17 protein-coding genes are annotated in these 13,768 nt (G+C 75.1%); 8 read left to right on the forward strand and 9 right to left on the reverse strand.

Going from position 1 to position 13,768, the window contains the following annotated elements; genetic code table 11:
* Positions 1-186: 186 nt before the first annotated feature.
* Complete coding sequence (locus ACF9IK_RS27365) at positions 187-1,020, reverse strand: TIGR03084 family metal-binding protein (protein ID WP_395296754.1); 834 nt, start codon at positions 1,018-1,020, stop codon at positions 187-189.
* Positions 1,021-1,235: 215 nt separating this feature from the next.
* Here ACF9IK_RS27365 and ACF9IK_RS27370 point away from each other — a divergent pair, with 215 nt between their 5' ends.
* The gene (locus ACF9IK_RS27370) at positions 1,236-2,075 is read left to right on the forward strand and encodes a LuxR C-terminal-related transcriptional regulator (RefSeq protein ID WP_395296755.1); all 840 of its coding nucleotides are present in this window, start codon (positions 1,236-1,238) and stop codon (positions 2,073-2,075) included.
* Here the strand turns inward: ACF9IK_RS27370 and ACF9IK_RS27375 are convergent.
* From ACF9IK_RS27375 to ACF9IK_RS27385, 3 genes are all read right to left on the reverse strand, one after another.
* A complete protein-coding gene (locus tag ACF9IK_RS27375) occupies positions 2,068-3,609 on the reverse strand; it encodes an AMP-binding protein (protein ID WP_395296756.1) in 1,542 nt (513 codons plus the stop codon). The genes ACF9IK_RS27370 and ACF9IK_RS27375 overlap by 8 nt on opposite strands.
* Before the next feature lie 73 nt (positions 3,610-3,682).
* A complete protein-coding gene (locus ACF9IK_RS27380) occupies positions 3,683-4,093 on the reverse strand; it encodes a MerR family transcriptional regulator (RefSeq protein WP_395296757.1) in 411 nt (136 codons plus the stop codon).
* 4 nt (positions 4,094-4,097) lie between these two features.
* Positions 4,098-4,871 (reverse strand): SDR family NAD(P)-dependent oxidoreductase, encoded by a 774-nt coding sequence (locus ACF9IK_RS27385; RefSeq protein ID WP_395296758.1) that lies wholly within the window; start codon positions 4,869-4,871, stop codon positions 4,098-4,100.
* 228 nt (positions 4,872-5,099) lie between these two features.
* Here ACF9IK_RS27385 and ACF9IK_RS27390 point away from each other — a divergent pair, with 228 nt between their 5' ends.
* The 3 genes from ACF9IK_RS27390 (at position 5,100) to ACF9IK_RS27400 (ending at position 6,608) form a co-directional block, all read left to right on the forward strand.
* On the forward strand, positions 5,100-5,558 hold the full coding sequence (locus tag ACF9IK_RS27390; protein ID WP_395296759.1) for a group II truncated hemoglobin: 459 nt from the start codon (positions 5,100-5,102) through the stop codon (positions 5,556-5,558).
* A gap of 92 nt (positions 5,559-5,650) precedes the next feature.
* Positions 5,651-6,187: a GNAT family N-acetyltransferase gene (locus ACF9IK_RS27395; RefSeq protein ID WP_395298698.1), complete on the forward strand. Its 537-nt coding sequence runs from the start codon at positions 5,651-5,653 to the stop codon at positions 6,185-6,187.
* A 40-nt stretch (positions 6,188-6,227) separates the two neighbouring features.
* Positions 6,228-6,608 carry a VOC family protein gene (locus ACF9IK_RS27400; RefSeq protein WP_395296760.1) on the forward strand — a complete coding sequence of 127 codons (381 nt, stop codon included), beginning with the start codon at positions 6,228-6,230 and terminating at the stop codon, positions 6,606-6,608.
* 10 nt (positions 6,609-6,618) lie between these two features.
* Here the strand turns inward: ACF9IK_RS27400 and ACF9IK_RS27405 are convergent, their stop codons facing one another.
* Positions 6,619-7,293 carry a maleylpyruvate isomerase N-terminal domain-containing protein gene (locus ACF9IK_RS27405; RefSeq protein ID WP_395296761.1) on the reverse strand — a complete coding sequence of 225 codons (675 nt, stop codon included), beginning with the start codon at positions 7,291-7,293 and terminating at the stop codon, positions 6,619-6,621.
* Positions 7,294-7,422: 129 nt separating this feature from the next.
* Between ACF9IK_RS27405 and ACF9IK_RS27410 the strand changes: the two genes are divergently transcribed.
* Positions 7,423-8,070: an NAD(P)-dependent oxidoreductase gene (locus ACF9IK_RS27410; RefSeq protein WP_395296762.1), complete on the forward strand. Its 648-nt coding sequence runs from the start codon at positions 7,423-7,425 to the stop codon at positions 8,068-8,070.
* A gap of 42 nt (positions 8,071-8,112) precedes the next feature.
* Here the strand turns inward: ACF9IK_RS27410 and ACF9IK_RS27415 are convergent, their stop codons facing one another.
* Complete coding sequence (locus ACF9IK_RS27415; protein ID WP_395296763.1) at positions 8,113-8,895, reverse strand: dioxygenase family protein; 783 nt, start codon at positions 8,893-8,895, stop codon at positions 8,113-8,115.
* A gap of 141 nt (positions 8,896-9,036) precedes the next feature.
* On the opposite strand from ACF9IK_RS27415, the gene ACF9IK_RS27420 reads away from it, so the two are divergent.
* Positions 9,037-9,522, forward strand: coding sequence for a MarR family winged helix-turn-helix transcriptional regulator (locus ACF9IK_RS27420; protein ID WP_395296764.1), 486 nt, complete (start codon positions 9,037-9,039; stop codon positions 9,520-9,522).
* Positions 9,523-9,540: 18 nt separating this feature from the next.
* Here ACF9IK_RS27420 and ACF9IK_RS27425 read toward each other — a convergent pair whose 3' ends face one another.
* The gene (locus ACF9IK_RS27425) at positions 9,541-10,869 is read right to left on the reverse strand and encodes an RNA polymerase sigma factor (RefSeq protein WP_395296765.1); all 1,329 of its coding nucleotides are present in this window, start codon (positions 10,867-10,869) and stop codon (positions 9,541-9,543) included.
* 167 nt (positions 10,870-11,036) lie between these two features.
* Positions 11,037-11,414: a YciI family protein gene (locus ACF9IK_RS27430; RefSeq protein ID WP_395296766.1), complete on the reverse strand. Its 378-nt coding sequence runs from the start codon at positions 11,412-11,414 to the stop codon at positions 11,037-11,039.
* A gap of 292 nt (positions 11,415-11,706) precedes the next feature.
* Between ACF9IK_RS27430 and ACF9IK_RS27435 the strand changes: the two genes are divergently transcribed.
* Together ACF9IK_RS27435 and ACF9IK_RS27440 are read left to right on the forward strand one after the other, a co-directional pair.
* Positions 11,707-12,015: an ArsR/SmtB family transcription factor gene (locus ACF9IK_RS27435; protein WP_395298699.1), complete on the forward strand. Its 309-nt coding sequence runs from the start codon at positions 11,707-11,709 to the stop codon at positions 12,013-12,015.
* Position 12,016: 1 nt separating this feature from the next.
* Positions 12,017-12,955, forward strand: a complete 939-nt coding sequence (locus tag ACF9IK_RS27440; RefSeq protein WP_395296767.1) for a cation diffusion facilitator family transporter — start codon at positions 12,017-12,019, stop codon at positions 12,953-12,955.
* A 110-nt stretch (positions 12,956-13,065) separates the two neighbouring features.
* Here ACF9IK_RS27440 and ACF9IK_RS27445 read toward each other — a convergent pair whose 3' ends face one another.
* Positions 13,066-13,752, reverse strand: a complete 687-nt coding sequence (locus ACF9IK_RS27445) for a TetR/AcrR family transcriptional regulator (protein ID WP_395296768.1) — start codon at positions 13,750-13,752, stop codon at positions 13,066-13,068.
* Positions 13,753-13,768: the final 16 nt, after the last annotated feature.

Genomic DNA, 13,768 nt, shown 5'->3' on the forward strand with positions numbered 1-13,768 from the left:
CGCGGTGCAGTCGTGGGGGTGCCTGCGCCGCGCCGGGCCTCTCGGATATTGCATCATGCGCGCCCGCACCCGTACATCGCCGAAAGGGGTGGTTTGACCGGCCGGCGTGCAGATATGACGGATGATCGGTCGATCGGACGAGTGGGTCCGGCCCTGACGGGCGGGGGCCGGTGGGCCCCACTCCGGTCACTGCCCGCCGCCCGCCTTCCTCCCCTGGCCGGGCGCACCCGCGAAGGCCTGCGCGATCGGCAGCCAGGCCGTCGCCGTCGTGCCGGTGGCGGTCAGGGCGAGGTCGTCCCGGTGCCGGCGCTGCGTCACGAGCAGACAGAAGTCCAGCGCCGGGCCGCTCACCCGGTCCGCGGCGTCGGCCGGCCCCCAGGTCCACAGTTCACCGTCCGGAGCGGTCAGTTCCACCCGGATCGGGTCCGTCGGGGCCGGGAGGCCGTGCAGCGAGAAGGCGAACCCCGCCGTCCGCACCCCCAGGTGCGCGACGTGCCGGAGCCGCGCCGTCGGCTCGCGGACCACGCCCAGCGCGTCCGCGACGTCCTGCCCGTGCGCCCACGTCTCCATCAGCCGCGCGGTGGCCATCGACGGGGCCTTCATCGGTGGCCCGAACCAGGGCAGCCGGGCGTCGCCCGGGGCCGCGGCCAGCGCGGCCGCCAGCCGTTCCCGTCCGGCCCGCCACCGGTCCAGCAGCTTCGCCGGCTCCTCGGCCGCGCCGCGCGCCGCCCCGTCCTCCACCGGGTCGGCGCCCGCGGCCACCAGCTCCCCGAAGACGCGGCCGGACTCCGCCGTGAAGGCCTCGGGGTCGCGGGCGGAGAGCTCCGCCCAGTCGTCGGTCCAGGCCAGGTGGGCGATCTGGTGCGCGACCGTCCACCCGCGGGCGGGGGTGTCCGCGGCCCATCCGGCCGGCTCCAACCCCGCCACCAGGCCGTCCAGCACCGCGCTCTCGGCCCGCAGGTCGTCGAGCAGGCCGGTCAGCACGTCCCGGGGTCCCGGGTCCTTCGGATCCGTCGTCAACGACATCCCCTTCACGTCCGTGTCCGTCGTGGTTCGTGCCCGTGGTGGTCCGCGCCGGCGGTGGCCGGTCGGCCGGAACCCGCCGCGGGGTGAGGTGACTCGCGGGTAACCCAAGCCCGCACCCTACGCCCCATCCGGTGCACCCGCCCGGAACTCGGCATAAGACGCCTGTCGCGACCCTCGCCACCGGCCGCACCGCGTGTGAGAATCGCGCGATGACCAGGGCTGCGGACACCCCCACCCGTGCGGCCGGCGGCCGCGACACCGGTGGCCGTGCCGCCGACGGCCCCGACGCCGACGACCTCGCGCGCCGGGCCGCCGATCTGGTCCGGGACGCGGTGCTCGGTGACCTCGCCCGCCGGGTGGTCGCCGACTGCGGCGCCGACGTCGGCCTGGTCGGCGTGCCCGAGCCTGGCCGCCGCACCCGGGGCCCGGAGGGCATGGTGCTGCGGCACTGGGCCGGCACCCGGGCCGACCTGTTGCACGACCTCGCCGTCCCCGCCGGGACCGGGCTGGGCGGCCGCGCGCTGGCCGAGCGCGCCCCCACCTGGGTGCCCGACTACCGGGCCGCCACCACGATCTCGCACCACTACGACGCCGCCGTCACCGCCGAGGACCTGTACGCGATGCTCACCGTTCCGCTGCTGCACGGCGGCACGGTGCACGGCGTGGTGTACGCCTCGCTGCGCGCGGTCGTCCCGTTCGGGGACGTGCGGATCGCCGCCGTCACCCGGCTCGCCGCGGCCGCCACCCGAGCACTGGCCGGGGCGGCGGCCTGGAGCGGCGCGCCGGACGGCGGGCGGTCGCCGAGAGCCGCGGCCCCGGCCCCGCCGGCCCGGCCGGCCGTACTGACCAGGCGCGAGCACGAGGTGCTGCGCTGGGCGGCGACCGGCCGGACCAACCCGGAGATCGCCGCCCAACTGGGCCTCACCTGCAACACGGTGACCGGCTACCTGAAGAACGCCATGCACAAGCTCGGCGTCCGCAACCGCACCGAGCTCGCCCTGGCGGCCCGCGAGTCCGGTCTGCTGGCGCCGGGCGCCGGCGTCAGTTGACCTTCCGCTCCCGCCCCGCCCAGTAGGGCTCGCGGAGCCGGAACTTCTGCAGCTTGCCGGTGGTGGTCCGCGGCAGTGCGTCCCGGAGCTCCACCGAGGTGGGCGACTTGTAGCCCGCCAGTCGCTGCTTGCAGTGCGCGATGAGGTCCGCCGCGGAGACACCGGCGGCCTCCGGGCCCGGCTTGAGCACCACCAGGGCCTTGACCGTCTCGCCCCACTTCTCGTCCGGGACGCCGATCACCGCGGCCTCGGCGACCGCGGGGTGGTCGTACAGGCAGTCCTCCACCTCGATCGAGGAGACGTTCTCCCCGCCGCTGATGATCACGTCCTTCTTCCGGTCCGAGATGGTCAGGTAGCCGTCGACCAGGGTGCCGCCGTCACCGGTGTGGAACCAGCCGTCCCGGATCGCCTCCGCGGTCTCCTGCGGCTGGTTCCAGTAGCCGGACAGCACGACGTTGGAGCGGACCAGCACCTCGCCCTGGCCGTCCACCGCCACCTTGTTGCCGATCGCCGGGGAGCCGGCCTGCACCAGCTTCTCGGCCCGCTCGCCGGGCTCCAGGAGGTCCCACTCGGAGCGGCCGCGGTTGACCGTCACCACCGGCGAGGTCTCGGTCAGGCCGTAGATCTGCATGAACTCCCAGCCGAGTTCGGCCTCGACGCGCTGCACCACCGAGGTCGGCGGCGGGGCGCCGGCCACGATCATCCGCACCCGGTCCCGGCCGGGGACGGGCCCCTCCCAGTCGGCGGCCGCGTCCAGCACCATCTGGACCACTGCGGGGGCGCCGCACAGAAAGGTCACCCCGTGCCGCTCGACCCGGCGCAGGATCTCGGCGCCGTCCACCTTGCGCAGCACGATGTGCTGCGCGCCCAGCCCGGTGAGGACGAACGGCAGTCCCCAGCCGTTGGCGTGGAACATCGGCAGGGTGTGCAGGTAGACGTCCCGGTCGGTGGTGCCGAAGTGCAGGCCCATCAGCACGGCGTTCAGCCAGATGTTCCGGTGGGTGAGCTGAACACCCTTGGGGCGCGCGGTGGTTCCGCTGGTGTAGTTGATCGTCGCGGTGTCGTCCTCACCGCACTCGTACCGGCGCGGCGCGTGGTCGAAGTCGTACAGCAGCGCGTCGCTCTCGGCACCGAGCACGAACTTGTGCTCGGCCGTCACGCCGTCCAGCGCGTCGGCGACCTCGGGGTCGACCAGCAGCACGGACGCGCCGCTCTGCTCGACGATGTACGACACCTCCTCGGCCTTGAGCCGGAAGTTCACCGGGACCAGCACCCGGCCGTGCCCGCTCACGCCGTACAGCGAGGTCATCAGCCGGGCCGAGTTGTGCGAGACGATCGCGACCCGTTCACCCGGCCCGACGCCCAGCCGGTCCAGCCCGGCGGCCTGGGCCCGGGCCAGCTCGGCGACCCGGCGGTAGGTCAGTTCGCCCCAGGTCGGGGCAGGCTGGACCGGTTCGTCGACGATGCCGACCCGGTCGCCGTAGACGAGCTCGGCCCGGTCGAGGAAGTCCATCACGGAGAGGGGAATCTGCATGCGCCCACTGTCCTCCGCCCGTGCCGCGCTGCACACCCCCGATCGGGGGTGTCACCCGTTCGGTCCGTCCGCGTCAACTCCCGGCGCCGGCCGGGCCTGTCGCGGCGCCGGCCCGGGCCGTCTCCGCCGTCGCCAGGGCGGCGAGGAGCCGGTCCCGGGCCGCGGTCTGCGCCTCGATCCGGCGCTCCAGGACGGCCAGCCGCTCCCGCGCGATCCGCAGCGCGGCGGCGGACGGCGGGGCGGACAGGACGTCGTGGTCCAGGCAGCCCAGGAACGGCCGGACGTCCTCCAGGGTGAACCCGGCGGCCAGCAGCGCGCGGATGTTGCGCACCCGCACCGCCGCCGACTCGCCGTACTCCCGGTAGCCGTTGGCCGCGCGCGAGGAGCTGATCAGCCCGGCCTGCTCGTAGTGGCGCAGCGCCCGGGCCGTACTCCCCGTCGCCCGCGCCAGCTCGCCGATCAGCACCCCGCCCCGTCCTTCCACCCCGTCACCCCACGACGGCGCCGCCGTCGACGGGCAACACTACTCCGGTGACGAACGAGGCCGCCGGGGCGGCGAGCCGGGTGACGGCCCAGGCGACCTCGGCGGGCCGGCCGATCCGGCCGAGCGGGGTGTGGGCGATCTGCCACCGCCGGACGGCCGCCTGCTGCTCCGCGCCGAGGCCGGAGTGCCCGCCGATCGGCGTGTCGATCGCCCCGGGCGCCACCGCCACCACCCGGACGCCGCGTGGCGCGAGCTCCACCGCCCAGCTGCGGGTGACCGACTCCAGCGCCGCCTTGCTCGCGGCGTAGACCGAGTTGCCCGGCCAACCGCGCTGCCCGACCGAGGTGGTGACGTTGACGATGACGCCCCGGCTCGCCTCCAACGGTGTCAGCGCGGCCTGTCCGAGCAGCAGGGCGGCGGTCAGGTTGGTGGCGAGCTGGGCGTCGATCCCCGTCCGGTCCAGGCCGCCGACGGCGCCGCTGCGGACGATCCCGGCGTTGTTGACCAGGACGTCCAGCCGTCCGTACCGCTCCACCGCCGCCCGCACCACCGCCTCGGGGGCGCCGGGCGCGGTGATGTCCGCGGCCAGCGGGTGGATCCGGTCGGGGTGGGCGTCCGCCGTCTGCGCCAGCGGCTCGGCGCGCCGGCCGACCGCCACCACCCGCACCTCCGGTCCCTGCGCGGCGAAGGCGTGCGCGGTGGCCCGGCCGATCCCGGTGCCGGCCCCCGTGACCACGACCACCCGGGAGACTGCTTCGTGTTCCGTGCTCTCGTCCATGCCCGGAAGCCTCCAACCCTGCCTCCAGCGTCAAGGTCAAGCGGCAGACGGGGGCCACCGGCCCGGCCCGTCCCGGCGGCGCGGCCGGCCCGGAGCGGGAACGCGCGCCTCCACTTGCTGAGCCCGCGGCGAACAGGGGCCCGCAGGGGGACTCGGTACCCCCGCCGGGCTGTTAGGAAGGTGTCGGACAGAAGGTGCCGACGCACCCACCACGGGGAGAGAACACGCATGAGCGACGAACGGTCCGGAAACCTGTACGACGCGATCGGCGGCATCGACGCGTTGCGCCGCCTGAGCAACACCTTCTACGAGGGCGTGCTGGCCGACCCGGTGCTGGCGCCCGTCTTCGCGAACTTCACCACCACCCACATCGAGCACGTCGCCGTCTGGCTCGGCGAGATCTTCGGCGGCCCGGCCCGCTTCACCGGGGAGCTCGGCGGCCACCAGTCGCTGCTCCGCTCGCACCTGGGCCTCGCGATCACCGAGGAGCAGCGCGGCCGCTGGATGGAGCTGATGGGCGAGGCGGTCCGGAAGGAGCTGCCCGACGACGAGCTGCTGCGCCGGCGGGTGCTGGAGTACTTCGACTGGGGTACGAAGATCGCCAAGGACGTCTCGGCGGCGCCGGCCGGTGCGGACCTCGGCGACCCGGGCCCGACCCCGCGCTGGGGCTGGGAGGGGCTGAAGTGACGTCCACCGCGGATCTGCCCACCGCGGACCTGCCCCCGGCCGGGGACCACCCGGCCCGGGCGTCCGCCGCGGGGGCGGCTGTCGCCGCCGACCTGTCCCTGTCCGGTGGCGGCCTGGTGCTGCGGCCCTTCCGGGAGGAGGACGCGCCCGCCTTGATCGCCGTCTACCGCGACGAGACCCTGCGCCGCTTCACCCGGACCCCGGTCAACGACCCGGCCGAGGCCGCCCGCTGGCTCGAACTGCAGCGCCGCGGCTGGGCGGAGGGCCACCGGTACAGCTTCGCCGTCCTGGAGCCCCGCGACGGCCGGACCGACGCCCCGGCCGAGCTGGTCGCCAATGTGGTGCTCAAGCGCGCCGAGCCCGGCGGCCCGGCGGCCGAGGTCGGGTACTGGACGGCCGCCGCCGCCCGCGGCCGGGGCGTGGCCCCGCGCGCGCTGGAGGTGCTGACCGGCTGGGCGTTCGCCGCCTTCGCCGCCGACGGCCTGGTCCGGCTCGACCTGCTGCACCAGGTGGACAACGCGGCGTCCTGCCGGGTCGCGGAGAAGACCGGGTACGGCCTCCGGTCCGTGCTCCCGGCCCTGCCACCGGAGTTCCCGCTGGACGGGCACCTCCACAGCCGCTCCGCATAACCACTGGACCGGGAGGAGGCACCGGGCCAGAGTGGCCGGCATGGCTTCTCTTGTGCGACACATGACGATCGACTGCGCCGACGCCTACCGCCTGGCGCAGTTCTGGGCCGAGGTGCTGGACGCGAAGGTCAGTGACGACGACAACCCGGGTGACCCGGAGGCGCTGGTGCAGACGGCCGGCGCCGGGCTGCTCTTCATCCAGGTGCCCGAGGGCAAGGCGGTGAAGAACCGGGCCCACCTGGACCTCCAGCCGCAGGACCGCACCCGTGACGAGGAGGTCGAACGCCTGCTGGCGCTCGGTGCCACGCTCCAGGGAGACCACCGCACCCCGGACGGCAAGGGGTGGGTGACCCTGCTCGACATCGAGGGCAACGAGTTCTGCGTCGAGCGGAGCGAGGCCGAGCGGGCCGCCACCGCCTGAGGCACAGCCGTCAGCTCTCGGCCACGGCCGTCCGCCAGGTCCACGAGGACTTGCGCGGGCGGCCGTCCAGCTCTCCGCGACCGGTGTGCCAGAGCAGGACGTCACCCGGATCGCCGGGCGGGGCGTCCGTGGTGAGCCGGTCCAGCACCGCCGCGCTGAGACCGGCCGGCGGCCGCCAGGGCAGGCCGAGGCTGAGGGCGATGTCGTGGGTGTGGAGCAGCAGCTCGGACACCCCCATGGCGGCGAAGCCGGGCGGGTCGAACGGCCCGAAGTGCCAGGCCCGCAGGTCGGACGGCGCGGCGTCCAGGGCGATGGCCAGCAGCCGGGCGCAGGCGGCCACGACGGTGAGCACCTCCGCGGGTCCGGCCTCGGGCGGGACGGTGAGGTCGAGCGGCAGGTAGCGGTCGGCCGGGCGGGCCGCGAGCTGGCCGGCGTAGGCGAGCAGGTCGTGCGCGATGTGGACGGCCGTCTCCCGGCAGCTCCACTCCAGCGGTCCGGCCGGTACCGACCAGTCGCGGTCGGCGGCGTGCGGTCCGAGGGCGCGCAGCACCTCGTCGAGCGCGGCCCGGACGTGGTCACCGCCCGTCGGACCACCGCCCGCAGCGGCCGTGACCGCCGTGGCGCGGGTGACGGTCGTGGCGGCCGGTTCCGGCTTCGGGGCGGCTCCCCGGGTGTCGGCATTCATGGTGCCAGCCTTCCACCCGGCGCCAAGGGGTGCACCCGACAGCGTGTCAGGTCCGGCCGCCCGCAGGCCGAATGCCGGACGTGGGACGCTGTGACGCGCCCCAGCAGCGCACCGGAAGGCAGGTACCCCATGGCCGGCATCGCCGTGATCGGAGCCAACGGCAGGATCGGCGCCGCCGTCGTCGCGGAGGCCGTGGCGCGGGGGCACCGGGTGACCGCCGTGGTCCGCGACCCCGCCCGCCACCGGGGCGCAGCGGCCGCGGTCCTTCCCGGCGACGTCCTGCGGCCCGGGGACGTGGCGCGCGTCGCGGCCGGCCAGGACGTGTTGGTGAGCGCCGTCGGCGGCGGCGACGGTGCGGGCCACCGCGCGCTCATCGAGCCGGCCGCCCGCTCGCTGGTCGAGGGCCTGCGGTCGCTCGGCGACGAGGCGCCCCGGCTGATCGTGGTCGGCGGTGCGGGCAGCCTGGAGACGGCACCGGGTGTCCGGGTCTGGGATACGCCCGGCCTGCCCGAGCGGGTGCTGGAGACGATGCGCGCGCACGGTGCAGCCCTCGCCCACCTGCACACCGTCGTGGACGTCCGCTGGACGGTGCTCTCCCCGCCGGCCGAACTGGTGCCGGGGGAGCGGACCGGTCGCTACCGAACCGGCCTGGACCAGTTGCTCGGCGACGCCGCCGGCCGCAGCTGGATCTCGGTGCCGGACTACGCGGCGGCACTGGTCGACGAGGTCGAGCAGCCCGAGCACATCGGCGAGCGCTTCACCTGCTGCGCCGTCTGAGCGATGGCCGTGCCCGAGCCGCCGGCCACGTTCGTCCGGCGCTCAGCCGAGTTGGATCGAGCGCTTGGCCAGTCCCATCCAGAAGCCGTCGATCACGCTCCGCTGGCTGCCCAGGTCGGCCTCGCCGGCGCCGAGGGCGACGAACAGCGGGGCGAAGTGCTCGGTGCGCGGGTGCGCGAGCCGCCCGGCCGGGGCCTTGCGTTCGAAGTCGAGCAGTGCGTCGAGGTCCGCGGCCTCCAGGGCGCGCCGGCCCCAGTCGTCGAACTCGGCCATCACCGAGCCGACCCGGCCGTCGGAGCTGAGCGCCCGCAGGTTGTGGGTGAAGAAGCCGCTGCCGACGATCAGCACGCCCTCGTCGCGCAGCGGCGCGAGCCGGCGGCCGATCTCCAGCAGCCGCTGCGGGTCGAGCGTGGGCATGGAGACCTGGAGGACCGGGACGTCCGCCTCCGGGAACATCTCCACCAGCGGGACGTACGCGCCGTGGTCCAGGCCGCGGTCCGGGACGTCCTGCACCGGGGTGCCGGGGGCGCGCAGCAGCTTCCGCACCCGATCGGCGAGTCGGGGCGCTCCGGGGGCGGCGTACTGCACCCGGTAGTAGTGCTCGGGAAAGCCCCAGAAGTCGTAGACCAGCGGCACGGGAGCGACCGCGCCGAGGGCGAGCGGAGCCTCCTCCCAGTGCGCGGAGACCACCAGGATCGCCTCGGGCCGTGGCAGGTCGGCGGACCAGGCGGCCAGCTGGCCCGGCCAGACCGGGTCGTCGGCGAGCGGCGGCGCGCCGTGCGAGAGGTAGAGGGCGGGCATGCGCTCGGTGGCGGCGGTGCTCATGGCGGCTTCCTCGGCTTCCTTCCGCGGGCGTCCCGACCCCGGCCGGACCGGCCGCTCCGGGGCAGGTAGTTCAACTTTGAACCTTGACGCGTCGACCGTACACCTTCGTTCGAATTTGAACAACAGGAGTAGGCTCTCTCCATGCCCTCCACGCCCCCCGGAAGCGAACCGCGCTGGCTCGACCACGACGAGATGGCCGCCTGGCGGGGCTTCGTCACCGCGAGCAACCTGCTGAACCGCCGGCTGGAGCGCCAGCTCAAGGAGGACTCCGGCCTCTCGCACACCCAGTACGAGATCCTGGTCCACCTCTCCGCCGCGCCGGCCGGCTCGCTCCGGATGACCGAACTGGCGGAGAAGCTGGTCACCTCCAAGAGCGGTCTCACCTACCAGGTCACCCAGCTGGAGCGGACGGGCCTGGTCGGCCGCCGTTCGTGCCCGAGTGACGTGCGCGGTGTCTTCGCCGAGCTCACCGACGAGGGGCGCGAGGCCCTGCGGCAGGCCGCCCCGGGCCACGTCGCCCTGGTGCGCGAGCTCCTGATCGACGTGCTCAGCCGGGAGCAGCTGGCCGTCCTGGCGGAAGGACTCGGCGAGGTCAGCGCCCGTCTGCGGCTGGACGACGGGGCGTAGCCGGGCCCGGGGGGCCCGTCACGCCGCGCCGTCCGCGTGGGCGGCGCCGTCCGGGTCGTCCGCGCCGTCCGGGTCGGCTGGGCCGTTCGAGGCGTCGGACGGTCTCCGGGGTACGGGGGCGCCCGCCTCCGCGGCCCGGACGAGCAGCAGCTCCCGCTCCCGGACGTTGCGGGTCAGTGCCGCCGCCCGCTCGAACTCCGCCCGCGCCTCGTCGGTCCGTCCGAGCCGGGCCAGCAGGTCGCCGCGGACGCTCGGCAGCAGGTGGTACTCCTTCAGGGCTGGCGCCGAGGCCAGGGCGTCCACCAGCTCCAGTGCGGCCGCCGGGCCCTGGGCCATCGAGACGGCCACCGCCCGGTTCAGCTCCACCACCGGGGACGGCGTCAGCGTCACCAGCCGCGCGTACAGCGCGGCGATGGCGGCCCAGTCGGTGTCCTCGTAGCGCGCCGCCCGGGCGTGGCAGGCGGCGATCGCGGCCTGCACCGAGTACGGCCCGGTGCCCGCGCGCTGCAGCGCGGCGAATCCGCGCCGGATCAGCAGCCGGTCCCAGCGGGCGCGGTTCTGGTCGGCCAGCAGCACCGGCTGCCCGTCCGGACCGGTCCGGGCGGCGGTCCGGGAGGCCTGGAACTCCAGCAGGGCCGCCAGCCCGTGCGCCTCGGGCTCTTGCGGCACCAGTCCGGCGAGCACCCGGGCCAGCCGCAGCGCGTCCTCGCTGAGCGCGGGCCGGAGCAGATCGTCGCCGGCGGTGGCCGAGTAGCCCTCGTTGAAGATCAGGTAGACGACCTCCAGCACGGAGGAGAGCCGGGCCTCCCGGTCCTCCCCGTACGGGACCTCGAACGGGACGTTCGCCCTGGCGAGCGCGCGCTTCGCCCGGACGATCCGCTGGGCGACGGTCGGCTCGGCGGCGAGGAAGGCGCGTGCGATCTCCTGGGTGGTCAGACCGCCCAGCAGTCGCAGGGTCAGGGCGATCCGGGCGTCGGCCGCCAGCACCGGGTGGCAGGCGGTGAAGATCAGCCGCAGCAGGTCGTCGTCGATGTCGTCCGGCTCGGCCGGCTCCGGCGGCGGCACGTCCTCCAGCGACCGCCCGACCTCGGCGAGCTTGCGCGCGTACGTCTCGCGCCGGCGGACGAGGTCGATCGCGCGGTGCTTGGCCGTCGTCATCAGCCAGGCGCCCGGCCGGTCCGGGACGCCCTGCTCCGGCCACTGCTCCAGGGCGGCGACCAGGGCGTCCTGGGCCAGCTCCTCGGCGATGCCCACGTCCCGCACGATGCGGGTGACACCGGCGATGATCCGGGCGGACTCGATCCTGAACACCGCCTCGACCGCCGCGGCCGTATCGCTCTCGCTCACGGCCACTCATCAGAGCAGCTGCCCGGAGGCGAGGCAAACGCGGACGCGGCGGTCGGGGTGGGGGCGGCGGCGGTCAACGGGGTCCGACGGCTTCAGGCGGTTTCGGGCGGTTCGGGAACGGCCGGGACGGTTCGGCCCGTGCGGCGGCGTTCCGCGGGCCGGGCCGCTCAGGCCTCCGGCGGGGTGGCGGCCCCGTCGATCTGGCGCAGCTCGGCGCCGACCTTCCAGCTCTCCGGGTGGGTCTGCAGGAACCGCTTGGTCCACTCCACCGCCTCGGCCATGTCCTTGCACTGCATGATGGCGTAGCCGCCGACGACCTCCTTGGTCTCGGTGAACGGGCCGTCGGTGAAGCTCAGCTTCCCGCCCTCCCAGGTGATCCGGGTGCCCTCGGAGGTGGGCAGCAGGCCGGCGGTGTCCAGCATGACCCCCGCCTTGGTGATCTCCTCGAACAGTGCGCCCATCCGCTGCTCGAACCCCGGGTCCGCCGCCCGGATGTCGGGGGCGTTCTGCTCGTCGATGCGGATCAGCGACATGAAGCGCGGCATGGTGACTCCTCGGTCCGGAGGCGGGGCCTCTCCCCGCCTCTCACCCCTGCGTCGAACGGGTGGCGGCCGGATCGACAGCCGCGCCGAAATTCTTCCGGCGGACTTCCCGGCAGGCCACCGGAGCGGGCCGGCCCGCCCGACTGCGCCCGACCCGTGGGGCCGGGCTCGCGACTTCCCCGGTCGCCTGTTCACTCCATGCTGAATTCAGCTTCAGCTGTACTATTGACCCATGGAACCGACCGCCGAGACCACCCGGAACCCGCACCTCCCCGCCGAGGCGCGGGAGGCGGCCATGGAACGGGTCGGCAGGGCCCTCGCCGACACCAGCCGGCGCCGCATCCTGCTCGCCCTGCTCGACGCCCCGCACTACCCGGCCGACCTGGCCGAGGAGCTCGGCCTGACCAGGGCGAACGTCTCCAACCACCTCGCCTGTCTGCGCGACTGCGGCCTGGTCCGCACCGTGCCCGAGGGGCGCCGGACGCGCTACCACCTGATGGACGACCGCCTCGCCCACGCCCTGCGGACCCTGCTCGCCGCGGTGCTGCCGCCCGATCCGGTGGCCGCCCCCGCCCCCGAAGACCCCGCCCGGGAGGAGTACTGACATGGGCGCCGACCGTGCCGCCCCGGCCGCCGCCACGGTCAGCGGCGCCTACCGTCGCCGGATGCTGCTGACCGTCGCCGTCACCGGCGGCGTCCTCGTCCTCCAGGTGATCGGCGGCCTGCTCTCCGGCAGCCTCGCCCTGCTCGCCGACTCCGGGCACATGCTGACCGACCTCTCCGGCGTCACCCTCGCCCTGCTCGCGGTGCAGGTCGCGCAGCGCCCGCCCACTCTGCGCCGCACCTTCGGCCATTACCGGCTGGAGATCCTGGCCGCGCTGGTCAACGCGGTCCTGCTGGTCGGCGTCTTCGCCTGGGTGGCCTCCCGGGCGGTCCAGCGTTTCGGCCGGCCGGTCGAGGTGCAGGGCGGGTTGATGCTGGCCGTCGCCCTGATCGGCCTCGCCGCCAACCTCGTCGGCGTCGCCCTGCTGCGCGGCGGCAAGGACCACAGCCTCAACCTGCGCGGTGCCTACCTGGAGGTGCTCGGCGACGCCCTCGGCTCGGTCGCGGCGATCGCGGCCGCGATCGTCATCCAGCTCACCGGCTGGCAGTACGCGGACCCGATCGCCTCGCTCCTGATCGGCGTGATGATCCTGCCCCGTGCCTACCTGCTCGGCCGGGACGCCCTGCGCGTCCTGCTGGAGGCCGCTCCCGAGGGCGTCGACCTCGCCGAACTGCGGAGTCACCTCGTCGCCGAGGGCGGCGTCCGCGACGTCCACGACCTGCACGCCTGGACGATCACTTCCGGTATGCCCGTCCTCACCGCCCATGTGGTCGCGGACGGAGATCCGGCCGGCCTGCTCGCCCGCCTCCGCGGCTGCGCCGCCGACCACTTCGGCATCGCGCACGCGACGTTCCAGCTGGAGCCGGCTGTGGAACCGGCCGCGGCGTCCGGCCTGGAGCCGCCCGGCGGGGTCCGGTGCGTGCGGCCGGTGCACGCCTGACGGGCCGGCACCGTCCCTGCTGCGGCCCCGGGAGCGCGACTCCCGGGGCCGGCGTGCTACGCGGGCCGGGCCGCTCCCCGGCCTGTGCAGTACGCGCGGCCCGACGGGCCCTACCGTGCGAGCCGGCCGGCGAGCGCGATCGCCCCCGCCCGGATCCGCTCCTCGCCCAGCTCCGGCAGCAGGGCCGCCACGTGCTCGGCCGCGAGCGCCGCCAGCAGTGCGTGGGCGTCGTGATCGGGGTCGGCCGCGCCGGCCGCGGCGAGCAGGATCGCCGTGTGTCGGTGCCAGAACCGGTACGCGCCCACCCGGTAGCGCGCACCCCGGCTGGCCGTCTCGGACATCCGCACCAGGTCCAGGTGCTCCAGCAGGTAGTCCAGGTAGGCGTTCACGAACGCGGCCAGCCGCTCGGGCGGCGTGGCCCGGTCCGCCGGCCGGCCCGCCGCACCGCTCGCGTCCCCACCCGGCCCGAGAGGGGCGGGCCCGCGCAGGACCGCCTCCTGGAGCGTGCGCTCGCGGGCGTCGAGCAGCGCCACGCCCAGGCCCGCCTTGTCGCCGAAGCGGCGGAAGAGCGTGCCCTTGCCGACTCCGGCCGCGGCCGCCACCTGGTCCATCGAGACCGCCTCCACCCCGTGCTCGGCGAACAGTCGGGCGGCGGCCTCCAGCACGGCCGCCCGGTTGCGCGCGGCATCCGCCCGTTCGCTGGGCGGCGGGGTGCGCAGCAGTTCCAGCGGCACCGCCTCGCCGCCCGCCGGGGGGATTGCATAAGCGGACCGCGGTCCGTTATTGTCCTGAGCCATAACCGGACTATAGTCC

The organism is Kitasatospora hibisci (genome assembly GCF_043950205.1).
Classification (GTDB): domain Bacteria; phylum Actinomycetota; class Actinomycetes; order Streptomycetales; family Streptomycetaceae; genus Kitasatospora; species Kitasatospora hibisci.